Origin of the sequence: Sivoneniella epilithica UHCC 1019 (assembly GCF_040830845.1) — a bacterium.
Classification (GTDB): Bacteria; Cyanobacteriota; Cyanobacteriia; order Leptolyngbyales; family Leptolyngbyaceae; genus ULC077BIN1.
In genome coordinates, this window is sequence record NZ_JBFPDP010000003.1 from 54,257 (window position 1) to 72,514 (window position 18,258).

Sequence of the window (18,258 nt, forward strand, 5' to 3'; positions counted from 1 at the left end):
CTAATTCCTTGCAGAAGATGCGTATTCGTTTGATACTTCAAAAAGTTTGAGCTGGAGAGTTTGAATAGTAGCTATGTGAAGATTTTTACCTTCTAAATAATCCAAAACCGCCCTCGCAACATACTCAGCAAGTTTGACAGGAACTGCATTGCCAATTAGTTGTTCAAGATCACTTTTGCTTCCCGAAAAGAGGAAACTTTCAGGAAAAGTTTGAATAGATGCTCTTTCACGGGTTGTTAATGGTCGAACGGCTTCTTTGGATAGGGTCGCATCGGCTGGATGAATCACATAAGTTGCTGGAATAGGACGATTAACTCCGCGAATGGTAGCACTGGGTTCATCAATACTGTAAATTGCCCGTCGCGAATAGTTTCTAGGATGTCTGTAATAGTGCTGAATGTCTAGCTCTTGACCCAAACATTGAATAAAATATTGTCGAACACTCAAGGGCTGAGCCGCTAAATTGTGAGTGAGATAATCGCTCAGAAAATCATCAGGTGCAGAAAGTTCGCCAATAACAAACAGCCGTTTGCGCTTTTGGGGAACTCCACACAAACTGGCATCTAAAACACGTTCTGTCAAACCATAGCCAGCTTGTCGGAAAATCTCACGAGCGGTTTGAAAACGTTTACTTCTGGCAGCCCGATCAACATTTTCCATAATGAAAAAGCGAGGCTTCACTGCGGCAATTATTTTGGCAAAGGCGATCGTTAAATCTGCTCGTCCCAACTCCTCATTACGTTTGCCTGCATGAGAAAAATCTTGGCAAGGTGGACCTCCAATCATCATGAAGGGGTTAAATTGAGTAAAGGTTACAGGCTCAATTTCTGGAAGTCCCAGGTCAAGCTTGTAAATTGGGTGATTGAAATTTTGACGATAGTTGTGAATAGCACTATCCCAATAATCAAATGCAGCGGCAATCTCAAAGCCCATATTTTGAAAGCCCAATGACATGCCACCGCATCCTGCAAATAAATCAATGACAGTGAGTTTGGTTGAACAGTTCATTTGAAGTTAACTAAACAATCCTGGAGTATTGGCAATAATGGCATCAAATCGCCGCTCTGGGCTTAAATACAATTGTCCGCCATTCAAAATAATTTGTTTGATCGGAAACCTTTGCTTGAGCCATAGGAATTCAGGCTAAAGCAAGATCCGACCACACAAAAACATCTAGACAATTTTTGTGCAGTTGAGACGATTTACCAACGGTTTTCCAAACGGGCTGTACGATAACGGGCTGTTGATCGTAAATATCTGAAATGAAGAATTGCGAGAGAGCCTGTTTGATTTCATCGATGATAAGCAGCATAAATTTTTCATCTGTCCAATCTCGAATTTTGCTACATACAGGCTCCAAAAAAGCTTGCAACTGTTGCTGTCTAACAGTCTCCAAAACACTATTGGCAATACTCAAAGCTACATAAGAAATTGTGTTTGGTCGAACAACAAGTTCACAACCATATTCTTGATCCAAGAGATGACACGTTGTGGTGTCGGGTAAAGCTGTTAATTTGATGTCTAACCCTCGTAGTAATGTTCCAGTGGCTTTATTGCTAATCACAACATCAGCAGATTCTAACGAGCCATCAACAATTTTTTGGTAAGGAAAATAATTATGTTCAAAGGCAAAGAAAGTTTCTGGGGATGCTGGGTCAATTTGAAACAAGTCAGACACAGAGATGTTTTGGTGCTGAATTTTCAACTCTTTGTTGAGCATTATAAAAACGGGCTTTAGTCCAACGTGACTCATGTAGCAGCACAGAGCAATTGGAAAAGCATTGTTGAATTGGTTTTTACCCCAATTAGCGGGATTAGAAAAATCCTTATTTGAGTGATGAATTCCAAATAATCCAGGCTGATTCGTCATGCATACTAAGCGGCGTGAGCTTCTTCACTACCTAGGTAGACTTCGATCACTTTTGGATTATTTTGCACTTCATCCATGTTGCCTTCACAAAGAACTGAACCCTGATGGAGGACAGTGACTTGACGAGCAATCTGCCGAACAAATTCCATATCGTGTTCAATCACCATGATGGAATGACTTTCAGCGAGTTCTAGGAGCAGATTTCCCACTTTTTCAGTTTCTTCGTCAGTTAGTCCGGCAACAGGTTCATCGACTAGCAGCAAATCGGGAGATTGGGCGACCAACATGCCTATTTCTAATCGTTGTTTTTCGCCGTGGGAAAGCAATTCGGCGGGGATATCGGCTTTGGTGGCTAGCCCGATCGTATCTAATAGTTCAACAACAATGCGCCGTTCTGCTGTTGAAGAACCTGCCGTGAGAGATGCCCACACATTCTTTTTACGGGCACAGGAGAGTTCTAAATTCTCGCGGGGCGTAAGTTTCTGATAAACACGCGGGGTCTGAAACTTGCGTCCAATGCCCATTCGCGCGATTTCATATTCTGCATAGGGACGCAGGTTTTTGCCTTTGAAAAACACCTGTCCTTCTGTTGGTTTGGTTTTGCCCGTAATCACATCCATAAAGGTTGTTTTTCCGGCTCCGTTGGGTCCAATTACGACGCGCAGTTCACCCTTGTCTAGGCTGAAATTAAGATTGTTGATGGCGGTAAAGCCACCAAATCTAACCGTTAGATTCTGAATCTCCAAGATTTTTCCGTTCATATTCCACATCTGGGTCTTCTTCAAGACTTGGGTAAGTAATCAATTTTTCGCGACCAGACAGCGATCGCAGCCAGTTCATGCCGTCAGTGCGGAGCCAACCTAAAATCCCCATTGGCAACACTGTGACTACAATTAGAAACAATGCACCCTGGAAAAACAGCCAAAATTCGGGAAACTTTTCGCTGAGCAGAGTTCGGGCAAAGTTAACAATTAAGGCTCCCAGAATAGCTCCTACCAGAGTTCCTCGTCCGCCTAGGGCAACCCAAATCACCATTTCAATCGAAAAAGCAACATCCATTGCCTTAGGTGTGATGATGCCTGACTGAACAGTGTAAAGCGCTCCGGCAATTCCTGCTAAAGCGGCTGAAACTGCAAACACAAAGACCTTATAGCCAGTGGGGTTGTATCCAGAGAAGCGTACTCTGGGTTCATCGTCGCGGATAGCGACTAGAACGCGCCCAATGCGCCCACTGGTGAGCCAACGACAGAGAAAATATCCGCCCAACAGAAACAAAATGCTAAATGCATAGAACGTGGTTTGGATGCGAGGATCGCTCACTTGAAGTCCAAAGAAGGTCGAGGTATCGGTTTTAAGACCGTTGGTGCCATTAATCAACTTTTGTTGACCGTTAAAAAAGTTGAAGAATACGATCAATGCGGCTTGGGTGAGGATGGAAAAATACACGCCTCGGATGCGGTTACGAAAGACCAAGTAGCCGATCGCGGCGGCGACTAATGCGGGAATAACCACAACCGCAATGAGGGTAAAAGGTAAAGAACGAAAGGGCTGCCAAAAACCTGGGAGTTCCGACACGCCATAGAGCGAGAAAAATTCAGGAATCTGCCCATCTTGTAGCTGGAGATGCATGGCTAAGGCATACCCGCCTAAAGCAAAAAAGATGCCATGTCCTAAGCTGAGTAATCCGGTAAATCCCCAAATTAGGTCAATACCGAGAGCCGCGATCGCCAGTGCCAAAAACCGCCCCAGTTGGTTCACCCGAATCCCTTGACCTAGACCGGTCAGAATTGCGGGAATAATGAACATCAGCACAAGCGCAATTCCTAGGGCGATCGCCATCTCGCGGACTAATGCTTTTTTTCGATGTCGCGTATTCAGCCCAGGTAAAGCCTCTACAACGCCATTCACCGTTTCTACCGTCATGTCAGCCTCCTAAGCATCTACCGTACGTCCTTTCGGCGGGAACAATCCAGCAGGTTTGAACTGGAGGAAAATCACAATTAACGCAAATACAAATACTTTTGCCATGCTGGCAGTCGCAAAAAATTCAAATATTGCGGTTAATCCGGGGCTAAAGCTGACCAGCGGACCCAGCGCGTTGGAACCCACCATATAGCTAATGGTGCCGATCGCACTGGCTGCAATAATGGTGCCGGCAAGCTTACCAACCCCGCCAACGACGACCACCATAAACGCATCTACAATGTAGGACTGCCCGGTATTAGAACTGACCGAGCCTAGCAAGCTCACCGCAACTCCGGCAATTCCTGCCAAGCCAGAACCTAGGGCAAACGTCAGGGCATCCACAGTTTTGGTGGGAATCCCCAAACAGGCGCTCATATTACGGTTTTGGGTAACTGAGCGAATCCGCAAACCCCAAGGGGTTTTGTTCAAAAACCAATAAATGGCTAATACACACGCTGCTGTCAGAACAATGATAAATAGCCGGGTATAGGGCAACTGATAGGCACCCATGGCAAACCCGCCGCGTAACCATTTAGGAGCCGTCACATCCACACCTTGGGTGCCAAACCAGGGTTTAGTTACTGCCAGCTTAAACATGCCACCTAAAAGGTTGGCAAACAACAGCGCGATCGCCCCTGACAAAGGCAACATCAGCGCAATCACCCAGCCGCGCATTCGCTCAAAATCGGGGCGACGTGCGGCTGCCCAAAGCGCTCCCACAAACAGCGCCGTAAAAACAGTCAGTCCTGCAATAAATTGCCAACTAACGCTCCGGACAAACTGCTGCAAGATGAGACTTACGCCCCAAGTTGCCAGCAAAGTTTCCAGAGGTCTGCCATAGAGATATCGAACCACCGTCCGCTCTAACACCAACCCCAGTAACGCCGTCACAGCGAAAGCCGCAATCAGCGCGAAAAAGATATATGCCTCAGAGAGCGGAGTTTTTTTAAAGACATTTTGAACCACAAACGTTGTGTATGCGCCAATCATCATGAATTCCCCATGAGCCATATTGATTACGCCCATGAGACCGAACACGATCGCCAGTCCCAACGCCGCTAGCAGCAAAACTGAGCCAATACTCAGCCCACCAAAAATAGATTCAAGCAACTGTGTCAATTTTGTCTCCAACAGAGATTGCTAAGGTGGATTATCGGTTTGAATGTTGAGAAAGTCTGTAACCTACACGTTCAAAAAAGCGCAAGGTTAGGATACTTGAGATCTGAATAGGTTAGGTGCCCTCACCCTAAATCCCTCTCCCTAAGAAGAGGGACTTTGAGTTTAGTTGCATACCTTGTTTGTGTGCGATCGCTGCACTTGAGACTAGAAGGGATTAAGTAATCTTGAACTTGCCACCCTTCGCCGGATCAGACCAGTCGCAGGAATAGCCTTTGGTATCTTTAACAAACTGATTCCAGGGAACGGGTTTAACCACCGTTTTTGTGTCATACACGATGTCAAAAAGTCCATCTTCGCGAACTTCACCAATCCGAACGACTTTTGCCAAATGATGGTTGTTTTCCAAAGTGTACTTGCCGCCCGGTGCATCAAAGGTTTGCCCTAGTGCTGCTGCCCGAACTTTGTCTAGATCGTCGGCTGTCTTCGCCTGCTCAACGGCTTGTTTCCACAGATATACCATGGTGTAAGCTGCTTCCATGGGATCGTTGACGACGCGATCGTCCCCATATTTTTTCTTAAAGGCTTCCACAAATTTCTTGCTTTCTGGAGAGTCTACGGTTTGGAAGTAGTTCCAAGACGCATAGTGACCTTTAAGATACTCTACGCCGATCGCTTTCACTTCTTCTTCTGCGATCGATACCGACATAGAGGGATATTTATCGGGTCCCATTCCAGCACCTTGCATCTGCTTGAAGAACGCTACATTGCTATCTCCATTCAAACTGTTATAAATCACACCGCCATTGGGGAGCGCTGCTTTAATTTTGGAAATGATTGGAGTCACTTCTGTGCCGCCGAGGGGAATATAGTCTTCGCCCACCACCTTGCCACCCTTGGCTTCCAGTTGCGCTTTGATGATGGTGTTCGCTGTTCTTGGAAAAACGTAGTCGGAGCCCACTAGAAAGAACGGCTGCCCTTTATATTTGTCTAGAAGCCAAGTCACGGATGGCTCAATCTGCTGGTTTGGAGCCGCTCCCGTATAGAAAACGTTTTTGGAACATTCTTGCCCCTCATATTGCACGGGATACCACAACATGTGATTTTTAGACTCAAACGTCGGCAGAACCGCTTTACGGCTAGAAGAAGTCCAGCACCCAAAAACCGTGACCACTTTATCTTGATCGATCAGTTTCTTTGCTTTTTCGTTGAATGTTGGCCAATCAGAAGCACCGTCTTCCACGATCGCTTCAATCTTTCTGCCCAGTACGCCGCCAGCGTTGTTGATTTCTTCAATCGCTAATTGCTCAGCATCCACGACACTTTTTTCACTGATTGCCATTGTGCCGCTCAGCGAGTGGAGAATCCCCACTTTAATGGTGTCGCCCGACATGGCGGTTGATGCAGCCGGAGATGCCTCTGGAGACATTGACGTACTGGCTGTAGGCGTACCGCCGCTACCACAAGCCTTCAGCAAAACGCTACCCGCAACCGTAGACCCTAAAATAATAAACTCACGCCGACCAAATTGTCCCGTCATGAAGCCTAACCCCCCCAAGCGATATGAAACTGAGCTACGTTAACCCAGTAATAACCCTGAGATACTAAAGGCTAGACCTTGGGGAATATTGTATTCCAATATACGAAATTACTTTATAGCTATTTTCGTTAAACCTGGATAATAAAATTTCCTTGAAACTGCACAAATTCCAAGATCGCCGATAGTCCAGCCAGTGTTTTGAGATTTGTAAAAACAAACGGCTTATCCCCCCGCATTTTCTTTGCGTCCTGCTCCATTACCGCTAAATCTGCCCCAACATATGGGGCTAGATCGATTTTATTGATCACCAACAAATCTGATTTAGTGATGCCGGGTCCTCCTTTGCGCGGAATCTTGTCACCCCCCGCCACATCAATCACATAAAGAGTCAGGTCTACTAGCTCTGGGCTGAAAGTCGCCGCCAAGTTATCGCCCCCACTTTCCACAAACACTAGATCTAAATCTAGAAAGCGCTGTTCTAAGTCTTCGATCGCGGCAAGATTCATTGAGGCATCTTCTCGAATTGCCGTATGGGGACAGCCGCCTGTTTCCACCCCAATAATGCGATCGCGGCTCAATGCCTGACTTCGCACTAAATATTGAGCATCTTCTTGGGTATAAATATCATTGGTGACCACCGCAAGATTATAGCGATCGCGCAATGCCTTACATAAGGCATCCACTAACGCTGTCTTGCCTGACCCAACTGGACCCGCAACACCAACCCGAAAAGCACTCATATCGTTATTAAGCCATGAAGTTGCAAAAAAACTCTAGCGCTAAAAAGCATACCTGTTTGCAAAAGTGAAAGCAGTAGTCTCTGAAATCCGTTGAACTAAACTCAGTCCCATGGTAATAAACGATGGTCATCAACGATTAAACAAATAGGCAAATTCCCTGAAGAAGCCCCTTGAACCCTGTTGGCTGAGAGCGAAATAGCTGAAAATGATAAATAGACATAAAAATTAAACTGAATCTCATTTTTATTCATTAATGATCCCTAGCCCGCCCCCAAAACCGCCGATTTCTGATCCCCTGCCTTCCCCTGCCCTGCCCAATCGCTTGCAAGCCTCTCCTGAAACGGTTGTGCTATTGCTAGCATTGGCAATTGGCAGCAGCACAGGGATTGCAGTAGTCATTTTTCACTATTTAATTGGGCACATTCACTCTCTTCTGTTGGAAGATTTCATGGGAGTAGTGTTTGATTGGGGCGCTTGGACTTTGGCACTCGTGCCGATGGTGGGTGGATTAGTGGTTGGGGTGCTGCGGTGGCAATGGCAAGATTTTGGTCCAACGCTGTCTTCCCTGGTTTCATCGCCCCAAAGTGCTGCCAATGCTTCTGCTGCAAAGGGAACGATTAAGGCGATCGCAGCAGCAGTATCTTTAGGGACAGGAGCTTCTTTGGGACCAGAAGGACCAAGTGTCGAAATTGGCAGCAATGTCGGCGTGTTCCTTGGCAAAATTTTAAAGGTTTCGCAAGATCGCCAGCGGTTGTTACTAGGTGCCGGAGCCGCTGCTGGGTTTGCTGCTGGATTTAATGCCCCGATCGCCGGAGTCTTTTTTGCATTAGAGGTCGTTTTAGGCACCACCTTCGCCACCTCATCCGTTAGTGTCGTCCTACTTTCTGCCGTAGTCGCCGCCTTAATTTCACAAATTGGTTTAGGAGGGCAACCTGCCTTTACCCTACCCAGCTACGAAGTTCGTAGCCCTTTAGAACTGCCGCTTTATTTAGGATTAGGACTTCTTGCCAGTTTGGTTTCGATCGCCTACACCCAAGCAATCCAGCTTTCTCAGCGGTTTTTTCAGGGAAAAATCCCAGGATTCAGCACCATGGAAAAAATTCCGTTGGGGGTGCGCCCGGTGATTGGGGGTGCCTGCATTGGTGCTGTAGCACTCACGTTTCCCCAAGTTTTGGGCATTGGTTATGAAACCGTTGAAGCAATGCTGCGAGATGTTGAGTTTTCCTTGCCATTGCTGATGTCCTTACTCATCATCAAGTTGCTCATGACGGCACTGAGCTTGGGCAGCGGGTTTGTTGGCGGCTTGTTCGCGCCTGCCATGTTTCTAGGAGCTTCCTTAGGAGCGGCTTATGGTACAACATTAGGATTGTTTCCCCTGATGATTTCAGCCAACATCGCGGCTCCTCCTGCCTATGCAATGGTCGGCATGGCAGCCGTTTTAGCAGCAAGTGTGCGGGCACCTCTTACGGCAATTTTACTGCTGTTTGAACTCACTCGCGACTATCGGATTATTTTGCCGTTAATGGCAGCAGTGGGCTTAAGCGTTTGGTTGGTTGAGTGGCTCAGACCGCTAACTAGCCGACTGCCCACTGTTGAACCCGTTGAGCTAGAAAAAGAGTCAGATCAGCGCTTAGAAGTGATGCAGCATTTGCAAGTCGGACAAGCGATGCGGCAAGACTATTTGCGGCTTTCTAAGACGTTATCGATTGTGGAGGGGGGCTTGGCACTGGTGCAACATCAGGCTCACAGCGCGCTGATTGTGGATGAGCAGCAGCAATTAGTGGGAATTTTAACGCTTCAAGATATTGATCGGGCGATCGCCCAGTGGGAACCGATAAGCCCTGTCATTGCAGGAAATCAAAAGCAATTTATCACTCATGTCGATCCCCTGTGGAATATTTGCACAAAAGAAGTTTTGTGTGCCTATGAGGATGAACCGATCGCTGATGTGCTATCCCGCATGGCAACACGAGGATTACGACAATTGCCAGTCGTGAGCCGAGATAATCCGTGCCAAGTTATTGGCTTGTTGGAGCAGGATCGGATTCGCTTAGCTTACAGTCTAGAAATCACTCAAAATAAGTTGAAGCCTTACTTGATGGAAGAGAATTCAACTCAGGAAGGTTCAGCCATAACTCAATCTGAAACCAGTCCTTTACCTATTTTGAAGCAGTCTGTTTAATCTGATTTAGCGATTTTGGGCTTTAGCGATTTCGACCCGTCCAGATGCCTGTAAACATCATTGACATGCCGCCGATAAAAATTGCGATCGCCAACCCAGCAGGAAGAACTATCGTCCAGTCAATTGATTCCATCGTCATAACACCTTTAATCTTCTGACTCAGAGGGGTCAATTTGTTTTAACTGGATATGTTTACGCCCCAATGAAATTTCAAATTCATCTCCTGGCTTGAGATCCATTTGTTTAGTGTAAGCAGCACCAATCAACAGGTTGAGATTGGACTGTACTCTAATTCGATAGCTAGCGCTTCTGCCACCCTGTCCATTTGAACCCATTTTCCCATCTAACTCAATCCCTTCCGCATCAATTAAAGCATTGAGGAATTTCATCATATTGACTCGCTCTACACCATTTTTTGTGACGGTGTAATATCCACATTCCCTTGCTTTTGCTTCTTTGCTCAAGGTTTCTAGTTCCCTAACCTTTTTGAGCAGGGAGTCCCCTGTTAGTGGCTCAACTTTCTTCTTCTTAATCATTAAAATACTGCAAAAGAGTCTTAATTATTTAGACAACTATGATAGCAATAGTTACTCAAAACGTTTGCTTTGAATTTAATTGCATTTGCTTCAAGCAGCTTGCGCCATCATACTATATTGATACCATATTTTTTGCTGATAGAAACCTTGCCGATTCTTCAAATCTATCATTTAGAAACAAGATTTATGGGTTGAAATAGAACCCGGATGCCCAAGCGAGAATTATCAAAAAAGAGATTTCGACAATTGCATACTCAAAACTATTTAGTTTTTCTACAGGGTGAATCTAGTAGAGCGGCAAGGGCTTATAAGCATGGTAGAGTTTTTTCCTAGCGCGATCGCAACCCTAGTAAAGTATTAACAGATTGCATAAGACATAACTAGGTAAAATCAAATAGAAATCTCTCCTCTCTAATAATTAGACTAGTCTGTTGCCTTGATCATTCCTAGTTTTATTGGTAAATCATTGGGTTTAACAATGGTGCTATTTTTCCCTAAAGTTAAGATGAAAGGCTTTGATGAGTCCGTAAAGCCTTCAACCTTTTTCCTTTGCTGAGTCATCTAAATCCTTTTTGCAGAAGGCAAAAGAAGCCTCTGATCGAAATTTTTTCTTTTTTCAATCTTTGTAAGCGTTTGGTTCTGTTTCCTAAATAATTTATGGTGCCTCCTCCTGCTTTCAACTCCTTGCGTCAATTGTTGAAACCAAAGCGGCTAGCAATTTTTGAAGCGGTTTTCATTGGTTTAGTTGCAGCATCGGCAGCTGTGCTGCTTAAGCAAGGAGTCTACTGGTTTGGTAATTGGCGGGTACGAGAATCATTGTTATTGCCTGCCTGGTTGTTGCTGCCAACAGTGGGGTTGATTGGAGGAATGTTATCGGGTTTATTGATTGAGCGCTTAGCTCCAGAAGCGTCTGGCAGTGGCATTCCGCAGGTGAAAGCAGCACTGGCTTATGTGCCGATCGCGCTAAATTTGCGAGTGGCGATCGTGAAGCTACTCAGCACCATGCTGGCTTTAAGCTCTGGTTTGGTGCTGGGGCGGCAGGGTCCAACAGTGCAGATTGGAGCGGCATTGGCTGCTCAGTTAAGCCGTTGGGCACCGCGATCGCCCGATCATCAACGTCAATTGATTGCGGCAGGTGCAGCGGCTGGCTTAGCAGCGGGTTTTGATGCCCCGATCGCAGGAGTCCTGTTTGTGATCGAAGAACTGCTGCACGATGTGTCCAGTTTGACCTTGGGAACGGCAATTTTAGCTTCGTTTACAGGCGGCGTAGTTTCTAGAGTATTGTCAGGACCAAGCCTCAACTTAGTGGGTCAATCCACGCTCAATCAAACCAGTTTTTTGCCTCAAGATATTCCATTTTTCCTGCTACTAGGCGTATTGACAGGCGTTTTTGCAGCAGCATTTAACCGCAGTATTCTAGAAAGCTTAAAGTTTAGTCGCCGCTATTTGCGGTTCAGTTTGCACTGGAAGATTGGATTGGCAGGATTGATCTCTGGTGGCGCGATCGCCCTATTGCCTCCCGTTTTTCGCGATACTACTACCCTTCAGGGTTTTCTAACCATGGGCACTGCCGATTGGCGGATTACTGCCAGTGCGTTTGTGGTGCAGTTTGTCTTGTCGGTGTTGGCGTGCAGTGCCGAAACGCCCGGAGGCTTATTTATTCCCAGCTTAGTGTTAGGAGCAGCGTTGGGGCAGTTGGTGGGGTTAGCTGCCGGAACAGTGCTAGGCGGTGATCCGATTATTTACGCTTTAACGGGCATGGGCGGTTTTTTTGGAGCAGTGGCGAAAGTGCCAATTACGGCGATCGTCATTGTGTTTGAAACCACTCTCAACTACAACTTGATCTTGCCGCTGATGATTTGCTCAGTCACAGCTTATTTAGTAGCTGAATGGCTGGCTCCAGGGTCACTCTACACCCATTTATTAGAGCTAAAAGGGATTTATCTTGCGCCTCCAGAAACCATTAGTGATGGGTTATGGGCAACTCTGACGGCGGCTGAGGTGATGCAAACAAAAGTAGAAACTCTGCCTAGCCAAATGACCTTAGTGGAAGTGATTGAAGCTTTTGCCAAGTCTCACCATCGCGGGTTTCCGGTAGTTAATCAGGGGCGGCTAGTCGGCATTGTGACGCAAACCGATTTAGATAAAATCACAAAGTTGCAATTGCCCGATCGCGCAGTTCTCAAAGATATCATGACTCCGCAACCCATCACGGTCAACCCGGAGGATGCTCTCAGCCAAGTGCTGCATCTCCTGTCAAGCTACAAGTTGTCTCGGCTGCCTGTCATTTCGCACCGCAAACTGGTAGGCATTATTACCCGGAGCGATATTTTGCGAGTCGAATCGGAAAAGCTACGGGGAGGCTCAGAACGAGTCGGTCCGCAGCCAGAGCCGTCTTATGTGGTTTATCAAACCCAATCGCCAGCTTTGGGGCAAGGACGGTTACTCGTGCCGCTGAGCAATCCTCAAACCATGAACGGGCTGATGAAGTTGGCGCTGGTGATTGCCCGCGATCGCGACTACGAGATTGAGTGCCTACAAGTGATCCCTGTGCCGCGCCATAGTTCTCCCTCTGAAACAGCCGTCAACACCACCCTCAGCCGCCGCATCCTCAAACGGGCGATTCATCAAGGCAATGCTTGGAACATTCCAGTCCATACTCAGATTCGCGCCGCCCATAGCACTGCCGAAGCAGTTTTAGAAACCGTTAAGGAACGCCATATCGATCTGTTGCTGATGGGCTGGAAAGGAAGCACCTCCACGCCCGGGCGGATTTTTGGCGATACCGTGGATACTGCAATTCGACAGGCAAATTGTGATGTGGTGCTAGTCAAAATGGGAGAGGCATTAATTGGCGCTCATTTACACTCAATTGACTTGGAACAGGCTGCTGAATCGACTGAATCGGAGCAATCCTCAGTGCAAATGTTGCTGCGATTAACGCGGCTAAAACGCTGGCTAGTTCCCATTGGTGGAGGACCGAATGCAGACTATGCCGTGACCCTGCTCCCTGCCTTAGTCTCGCTCAGCCAAGATCCAGAAATTCGACTGTGCCATGTTTCTGCTCCCAACGACCAAAGCTACGACATTAGCCCACTAGAAAAAAGCGCGGAATTTCTCCAGCAGCAAGTTCAAGCATCGGTGATGATTACATCAGTTTGCGCCCGTTCGGTGGTAGAAGCGGTAGTTGATATGGCGCAAAATAACCAGTGCGATGTGATTGTTTTGGGCGCAAGTCGAGAAGGGTTATTACAGCAAGCCATTCAAGGAAATATTCCCGAAGCGATCGCCCGAAATTGTGATTGCACTGTGATCTTAGTTAGGAAGGCAACTGCATAAACTGATGGCGGGATGCAAAATCGAGCGATCGCCCAAGTTGCTGCCACTCTTCAAAGGTTAAATATTCTGCTTCATAAAACTCTCGCAATACCTGGCGCAACGATTGACAAGCAAAAAGTTGATCAATCAACTGAATTGCCGCAGTCATGGCAAGTTGATAGTTTTGATAGGCGATCGGATCAACTAATTTTTCTCTAAGCGGCGATCGACAACATAACCGTAAGCCATCCTCTATCACAGACACTTCAATCATCCATCCCCGATGAAATTCTATTAGTTCATTCATTAGTACACATCGTTTAGTTGATTTAATCTGCGCGGTTGCAAAGTATCAAACCCTCTCTGGATACAATGGGATGCTTAACAACGCTTGTTTTCAACTATAGAAAAATATATTCACTTCCTCATTGCGTCTTAGCGCAAACCTATCCGCCATTTGTCTGATTTTGGTTCACCCAGGTTCGTCGCCGATTCAGGACTGCTGTTCCAGTTGTCGCAATCTATCAAATTAAAGAGTAGTGGATAGGTTTGCCGACCCTAACAGCGAAAATCAAACCACTCGATTGAGCAAGGCTACTCCGCAATCATCCAACCCGTGCCCTATGAATTTCAGAAAAATGGCAATCAGCTTTTGAAAATTCAATCAAACTCTTAAAAGCAATTCTCTTTCCCCTTTCTAGTCAACTCATTTCAAATTGAGACAAGCGTTGAATGTTAACCTTAGTGTTTATGCCGCGATCGCGAATCGTTGACCGTTCGCATCTTTCTACCTTCCATTGTTCATTTCTCCGCCTGCTTTATGGAAAATTTTTTACCCATCGCCTACCTGAAAAACCGATTTTTGCCCTTTCAAGATGCGACCATTTCGATCGCCACCCATGCTTTGCACTATGGCACCGGAGCCTTTGGTGGGATGCGCGGCATTCCCGATCCTCAAAACCCCAATCAAATTTTGCTGTTTCGGCTCGATCGCCATTGCCAAAGATTAAGCGCCAGTGCCAAAATGCTGCACTTTGATCTGCCTGCCGACAAAATTCAGCAAACTATCATTGATTTTGTCCAGAAAAATAAGCCCACTGTCTCTTTTTATATTCGACCTTTTGTCTACACCTCTGGCTTAGGCATTGCGCCCCGGCTCCACAATATTGAAAAAGACTTCTTGATGTATGGGCTAGAACTCGCAGACTATCTCTCACCCGAAGGCGTGTCCTGTCGCATTAGCTCTTGGTGTCGGCAAGAAGACCGCAGCCTACCTCTCCGGGGCAAAATTAGCGCCGCCTATATCACCTCCTCGCTTGCCAAAACAGAGGCGATCGAATCGGGGTTTGATGAAGCGATTTTGATGAACACTCAGGGAAAAGTGTGTGAAGCCTCTGGCATGAATATTTTTTTGATGCGGAACGGCACTTTGATCACACCAGGTTTTGAGCAAGATATTTTGGAAGGCATCACCCGCGACAGCGTGTTGACGATTGCCAGAGATTTAGGGATTCCCATTCAAGAGCGCCCCGTAGATCGCTCTGAGTTGTTGATTGCTGATGAAGTATTTCTCTGCGGCACGGCGGCTAAGGTTGCCCCGGTTAAACGGATTGAAAATTATCAGTTGCCCAGCGATCGCCCCATCACCCTCCAACTACGGGAAATCCTCACCGCTGTCACCGAAAACCGCAGTGAAAAATATCGCGATTGGATCTTCCCGGTTCCGGTGTAGTTCTCTAGCGATCGTTTGAACTGAGCATTCATCAGCGAAAGATCCAGTAGTGAAAGATCCAGTCAATCAATTGGGGCGTAAATAATGACATAGGGTCTTGGAGATACTCCTTATGCAATCCAATCGCTTACTTCGACGTTTCTTTTTAGGATTTACAGCTTGTTTGTTTATGGTGTGCACCTCGTTACCCGCCCTCAGTCAAGCGGTTTTCAGTTCCCTCCATTCAACAAATGGAGTAGAACAGCGCATTGCCAATCATTTGCTGGAGGCGGAAATCGCGCTTGCGGCAGAATCGGGAGCCATGACCAAAGCTCCAGCCATGAAGTATTCAATCATGCTATCGGGGATGAAGGTTGCGCCCAAGATGGTCGTGACTGGGGCTTTGGGAACGGCGGGCGCGATGGCGATGGGCGATCGCTTAGTCGTTCGGGGTGACTTTCAACGGCTGACCAGTCCTCTACGCGACTATGCCACCGATCCACTCAATCCACCCAATCCCAAAATCACCTCTGGTGTTCATATCCATCAGGGCGAGTCTACTAAAAATGGACCGTTTCAATATGCACTGACGGTTGAGCCAATGGTAGACGGTTTATCGGGCAAGTTTGGCGGAAACTATACCCTCACTCCAGAACAGTTAAAAGCGTTGTCATCGGGCATGTTATATGTTGATTTGCATACTCAGAAGAATCGGGCAGGGGAACTGCGCGGCATTTTTAAGCCAGTCTAGCGATCGCGTCTCCTCCTAGTTCTGAATGTAAAGTCTAAGTTAAGCAATGGGCAAATTTGGCAACGCGATAGTTTACTTTGCTATGTCGCTCTGAAATGCAGCCACTGAACCCGCCCCCTCGCTGGCAAATTGGTTTAATTTTAATGATTGGCGTGATGGCGGTTTCCACCTCAGCCGTGTTGGTGCGCTTGACGATCGCGGCTGCCAATTTGCGCGGGTTTGGCTTCAGCTTGGTCATGGCAGCATCACGGTTGGCGATCGCGTCTGTGATGCTGCTTCCCACTTGGCGGAGCATCAGGGCAACGAAACCAACGAGAGCCGCAGTTTCCTATGCGATCGCGGCTGGAATCGCCCTCGCTCTTCACTTCGCCACTTGGATCACCTCGTTATCCTATACATCCATTGCGGCATCTACGGCGATCGTCACCACAAATCCAATTTGGGTCGCCCTCCTATCTTGGTTCTGGTTCAACGAAAAGCCCAGCCGCCAAATCCTTTTAGGCATTGGGGTTGCTCTAATCGGCGGATTGCTGATTTGCTTCGGTGATACAACGGGCAGTTTCGCGCCCCAGCCTTTGCTAGGAAATGGTTTAGCGCTAGTTGGAGCGTGGACAGTGAGCGGCTATATCTTGCTAGGGCGAGAGGCACAGCGCCACGGATTGGGAATTGGCGGCTATGTTGCGGTGGCTTACACAACTGCCGCGATCGCCCTTTTGCCCTTGCCGTTGATGCTGGGCTATGGATACACCCACTATTCGCCAGTTGTTTATGGGTATCTGATTTTAATGGCACTTTTGCCACAGGTAATCGGGCACACCAGCTTTAATTGGTCTGTGCGCTGGGTATCACCCACTTTACTTACGCTGATCATTCTGCTAGAGCCTGTTTTCGCTAGCATTTTAGGCTATTTGCTGTTTGCGGAAATCCCCAGTACTATCATGTTATTTGGGGCACTCGTATTACTAGCAGGAGTGGCGATCGCGGTAGCTGATTAGGGCTAAAGTCCAAGCTTGATTCAGTGGAACACTAGAAATTTGGCGTTGCTGAATAGAACTATGATTTTGTGCTTAAGCCTTTTGCAGCCCTCACCCTAGCCCTCTCCCACAGGAGAGGGAACAAGAGTTCTAGCACCCTTCTCCCTGGGGAGAAGGGTTGGGGATGAGGGCAATTCATATCTGCATTCAGCAACGCCAGAAATTTTGAATATCCATCAGCCCTTAGCTAGATTTAAGTTGTGATAATGATCACACAGGTAGATGATCGCGATCGCTTCTCCTACCTCAGTCCACAGACATACTAATGAGGACTCAACTTTTAAAGCCGAGTCATCAACAGGGAACACACGACTAGCCGGCAGGTTTTTTACAAAACTGTCGGTTTTTTGTTGGAATTTAGTCAGCCAACCCAGTCGCGATCCGAGTGGCATTGGGGCGATCGCATAGTCATACTGGCAATTTATACCACTTCAAATAAAGGATGCAACAGATCTGAGGTTGAGACCGTGACTGAGTAAAGCTTCTACAATTCAAAATATCTCCTGCGGAGACGCTTCGCGAACAAAACTCAAAACTCAAAACTCAAAACTCAAAACGGTATTAGTCCTGAGCAAAAGCTACTCCGATCCCAAGTAACTTCTGATAGATTGCTAGTAACTACGAAGGTATAGCGGCAATTCGGCAAGACTTTGAAGCCACATTGTTAGTCCCTCAAAAGGAACTGGAACGGGAATGGCAAGGAGACTAAATTGATAGATCACTCATTTGGGTTTTATGGCATCGCTTTTTTTGGAATTATTCTAGCGCGATATTTTCTAGTAGCAGGAGGATTGTATTGGTGCTTCTATGCCTCATCTAGCCAGTCACTTGTGAATCCGATTGTGAAACTTGCAGGACGACATCAGGTTCCCTCGTGGCGATCAATTCAATCAGATATTCAACTCTCAGTATTTTCGGCGGGTGTGTTTGCACTGGCGGCAGCATTCATTATGTCAGCCTATGGCGGAGGCATGACCCGATTGTATAGCCACGCTCAAGAGTATGAACTGTGGTATTTAGGAGTGAGCTATGGTGTAGTATTGATTCTTCAAGATGCCTACTTCTATTTCACCCATCGCTTATTCCACCATCCATCACTCTTTATCTGGTTGCATCAGGGACATCATCGATCGCGCCATCCGACCCCATGGACTTCGTTTGCCTTTGATCCCTTGGAGGCGATCGTTCAGTCGCTCTTTTTGGTCGGCATTGTGTTTGTCCTGCCACTGCATTTCATCACGTTGCTTGCAGTATTGACCACTATGACGGTTTGGGCAGTGTTAAATCATCTCGGCATCGATCGCCTGCCTCCTTGGTTTCCGCATCATTGGTTGGGGAGATGGTTCATTGGTCCTGCCCATCATTCCATTCATCACCTCAAATACACCGTTCATTACGGGCTGTATTTCACGTTTTGGGATAAGCTCCTCGGCACCCAAGATCCAAACTATGAAACGAAATTTGATGAACAGTAGGTCAGTTTTTCTCTTTTCTC

Annotated in this window: 16 protein-coding genes; 6 read left to right on the forward strand and 10 right to left on the reverse strand. The window is 46.9% G+C overall.

Going from position 1 to position 18,258, the window contains the following annotated elements; genetic code table 11:
- The 8 genes from AB3R30_RS02890 to ureG form a co-directional block, all read right to left on the reverse strand.
- Positions 1 to 1,008: a DNA cytosine methyltransferase gene (locus tag AB3R30_RS02890; protein ID WP_458647638.1), complete on the reverse strand. Its 1,008-nt coding sequence runs from the start codon at positions 1,006 to 1,008 to the stop codon at positions 1 to 3.
- Between the two features lie 6 nt (positions 1,009 to 1,014).
- Complete coding sequence (locus AB3R30_RS02895) at positions 1,015 to 1,110, reverse strand: HindVP family restriction endonuclease (protein WP_458647782.1); 96 nt, start codon at positions 1,108 to 1,110, stop codon at positions 1,015 to 1,017.
- A 28-nt stretch (positions 1,111 to 1,138) separates the two neighbouring features.
- The gene (locus AB3R30_RS02900; RefSeq protein WP_458647639.1) at positions 1,139 to 1,870 is read right to left on the reverse strand and encodes a HindVP family restriction endonuclease; all 732 of its coding nucleotides are present in this window, start codon (positions 1,868 to 1,870) and stop codon (positions 1,139 to 1,141) included.
- Between the two features lie 5 nt (positions 1,871 to 1,875).
- Positions 1,876 to 2,631 carry an urea ABC transporter ATP-binding protein UrtD gene (urtD, locus tag AB3R30_RS02905; protein WP_458647640.1) on the reverse strand — a complete coding sequence of 252 codons (756 nt, stop codon included), beginning with the start codon at positions 2,629 to 2,631 and terminating at the stop codon, positions 1,876 to 1,878.
- Positions 2,591 to 3,793 (reverse strand): urea ABC transporter permease subunit UrtC, encoded by a 1,203-nt coding sequence (urtC, locus tag AB3R30_RS02910; RefSeq protein ID WP_458647641.1) that lies wholly within the window; start codon positions 3,791 to 3,793, stop codon positions 2,591 to 2,593. The genes urtD and urtC overlap by 41 nt, the downstream gene beginning before the upstream one ends.
- Positions 3,794 to 3,802: 9 nt before the next feature.
- Positions 3,803 to 4,954 (reverse strand): ABC transporter permease subunit, encoded by a 1,152-nt coding sequence (locus AB3R30_RS02915; RefSeq protein WP_458647642.1) that lies wholly within the window; start codon positions 4,952 to 4,954, stop codon positions 3,803 to 3,805.
- Between the two features lie 214 nt (positions 4,955 to 5,168).
- Positions 5,169 to 6,491 (reverse strand): urea ABC transporter substrate-binding protein, encoded by a 1,323-nt coding sequence (urtA, locus tag AB3R30_RS02920; RefSeq protein ID WP_458647643.1) that lies wholly within the window; start codon positions 6,489 to 6,491, stop codon positions 5,169 to 5,171.
- 128 nt (positions 6,492 to 6,619) lie between these two features.
- Positions 6,620 to 7,231 (reverse strand): urease accessory protein UreG, encoded by a 612-nt coding sequence (ureG, locus tag AB3R30_RS02925; protein WP_458647644.1) that lies wholly within the window; start codon positions 7,229 to 7,231, stop codon positions 6,620 to 6,622.
- A 253-nt stretch (positions 7,232 to 7,484) separates the two neighbouring features.
- On the opposite strand from ureG, the gene AB3R30_RS02930 reads away from it, so the two are divergent.
- Complete coding sequence (locus AB3R30_RS02930; RefSeq protein ID WP_458647645.1) at positions 7,485 to 9,413, forward strand: chloride channel protein; 1,929 nt, start codon at positions 7,485 to 7,487, stop codon at positions 9,411 to 9,413.
- Positions 9,414 to 9,559: 146 nt separating this feature from the next.
- Here AB3R30_RS02930 and AB3R30_RS02935 read toward each other — a convergent pair whose 3' ends face one another.
- A complete protein-coding gene (locus tag AB3R30_RS02935; RefSeq protein WP_458647646.1) occupies positions 9,560 to 9,949 on the reverse strand; it encodes an AbrB family transcriptional regulator in 390 nt (129 codons plus the stop codon).
- Between the two features lie 657 nt (positions 9,950 to 10,606).
- On the opposite strand from AB3R30_RS02935, the gene AB3R30_RS02940 reads away from it, so the two are divergent.
- On the forward strand, positions 10,607 to 13,288 hold the full coding sequence (locus AB3R30_RS02940) for a chloride channel protein (protein WP_458647647.1): 2,682 nt from the start codon (positions 10,607 to 10,609) through the stop codon (positions 13,286 to 13,288).
- On the opposite strand, the gene AB3R30_RS02945 is transcribed toward AB3R30_RS02940, so the two are convergent.
- Positions 13,269 to 13,574 carry a hypothetical protein gene (locus AB3R30_RS02945; protein WP_458647648.1) on the reverse strand — a complete coding sequence of 102 codons (306 nt, stop codon included), beginning with the start codon at positions 13,572 to 13,574 and terminating at the stop codon, positions 13,269 to 13,271. The genes AB3R30_RS02940 and AB3R30_RS02945 overlap by 20 nt on opposite strands.
- 513 nt (positions 13,575 to 14,087) lie before the next feature.
- On the opposite strand from AB3R30_RS02945, the gene AB3R30_RS02950 reads away from it, so the two are divergent.
- The 4 genes from AB3R30_RS02950 (at position 14,088) to AB3R30_RS02965 (ending at position 18,238) form a co-directional block, all read left to right on the forward strand.
- On the forward strand, positions 14,088 to 14,999 hold the full coding sequence (locus AB3R30_RS02950) for a branched-chain amino acid transaminase (protein ID WP_458647649.1): 912 nt from the start codon (positions 14,088 to 14,090) through the stop codon (positions 14,997 to 14,999).
- Positions 15,000 to 15,168: 169 nt separating this feature from the next.
- On the forward strand, positions 15,169 to 15,729 hold the full coding sequence (locus AB3R30_RS02955) for a CHRD domain-containing protein (protein ID WP_458647650.1): 561 nt from the start codon (positions 15,169 to 15,171) through the stop codon (positions 15,727 to 15,729).
- Positions 15,730 to 15,824: 95 nt separating this feature from the next.
- Positions 15,825 to 16,724: a DMT family transporter gene (locus tag AB3R30_RS02960; RefSeq protein ID WP_458647651.1), complete on the forward strand. Its 900-nt coding sequence runs from the start codon at positions 15,825 to 15,827 to the stop codon at positions 16,722 to 16,724.
- Positions 16,725 to 17,473: 749 nt separating this feature from the next.
- Positions 17,474 to 18,238, forward strand: a complete 765-nt coding sequence (locus tag AB3R30_RS02965) for a sterol desaturase family protein (protein ID WP_458647652.1) — start codon at positions 17,474 to 17,476, stop codon at positions 18,236 to 18,238.
- Positions 18,239 to 18,258: the final 20 nt, after the last annotated feature.

Excerpts from the sequence above, each read along its gene's own strand:
- AB3R30_RS02935 (WP_458647646.1), bottom strand. The coding sequence starts at position 9,949 with ATGATTAAGAAGAAGAAAGTTGAGCCACTAACAGGGGACTCCCTGCTC.
- AB3R30_RS02940 (WP_458647647.1), top strand. The coding sequence starts at position 10,607 with ATGGTGCCTCCTCCTGCTTTCAACTCCTTGCGTCAATTGTTGAAACCA.
- urtD (WP_458647640.1), bottom strand. The coding sequence starts at position 2,631 with ATGAACGGAAAAATCTTGGAGATTCAGAATCTAACGGTTAGATTTGGT.
- ureG (WP_458647644.1), bottom strand. The coding sequence starts at position 7,231 with ATGAGTGCTTTTCGGGTTGGTGTTGCGGGTCCAGTTGGGTCAGGCAAG.
- AB3R30_RS02945 (WP_458647648.1), bottom strand. The coding sequence starts at position 13,574 with ATGAATGAACTAATAGAATTTCATCGGGGATGGATGATTGAAGTGTCT.
- AB3R30_RS02890 (WP_458647638.1), bottom strand. The coding sequence starts at position 1,008 with ATGAACTGTTCAACCAAACTCACTGTCATTGATTTATTTGCAGGATGC.
- AB3R30_RS02950 (WP_458647649.1), top strand. The coding sequence starts at position 14,088 with ATGGAAAATTTTTTACCCATCGCCTACCTGAAAAACCGATTTTTGCCC.
- AB3R30_RS02900 (WP_458647639.1), bottom strand. The coding sequence starts at position 1,870 with ATGACGAATCAGCCTGGATTATTTGGAATTCATCACTCAAATAAGGAT.
- AB3R30_RS02960 (WP_458647651.1), top strand. The coding sequence starts at position 15,825 with ATGCAGCCACTGAACCCGCCCCCTCGCTGGCAAATTGGTTTAATTTTA.
- urtC (WP_458647641.1), bottom strand. The coding sequence starts at position 3,793 with ATGACGGTAGAAACGGTGAATGGCGTTGTAGAGGCTTTACCTGGGCTG.
- AB3R30_RS02930 (WP_458647645.1), top strand. The coding sequence starts at position 7,485 with ATGATCCCTAGCCCGCCCCCAAAACCGCCGATTTCTGATCCCCTGCCT.
- AB3R30_RS02955 (WP_458647650.1), top strand. The coding sequence starts at position 15,169 with ATGGTGTGCACCTCGTTACCCGCCCTCAGTCAAGCGGTTTTCAGTTCC.
- urtA (WP_458647643.1), bottom strand. The coding sequence starts at position 6,491 with ATGACGGGACAATTTGGTCGGCGTGAGTTTATTATTTTAGGGTCTACG.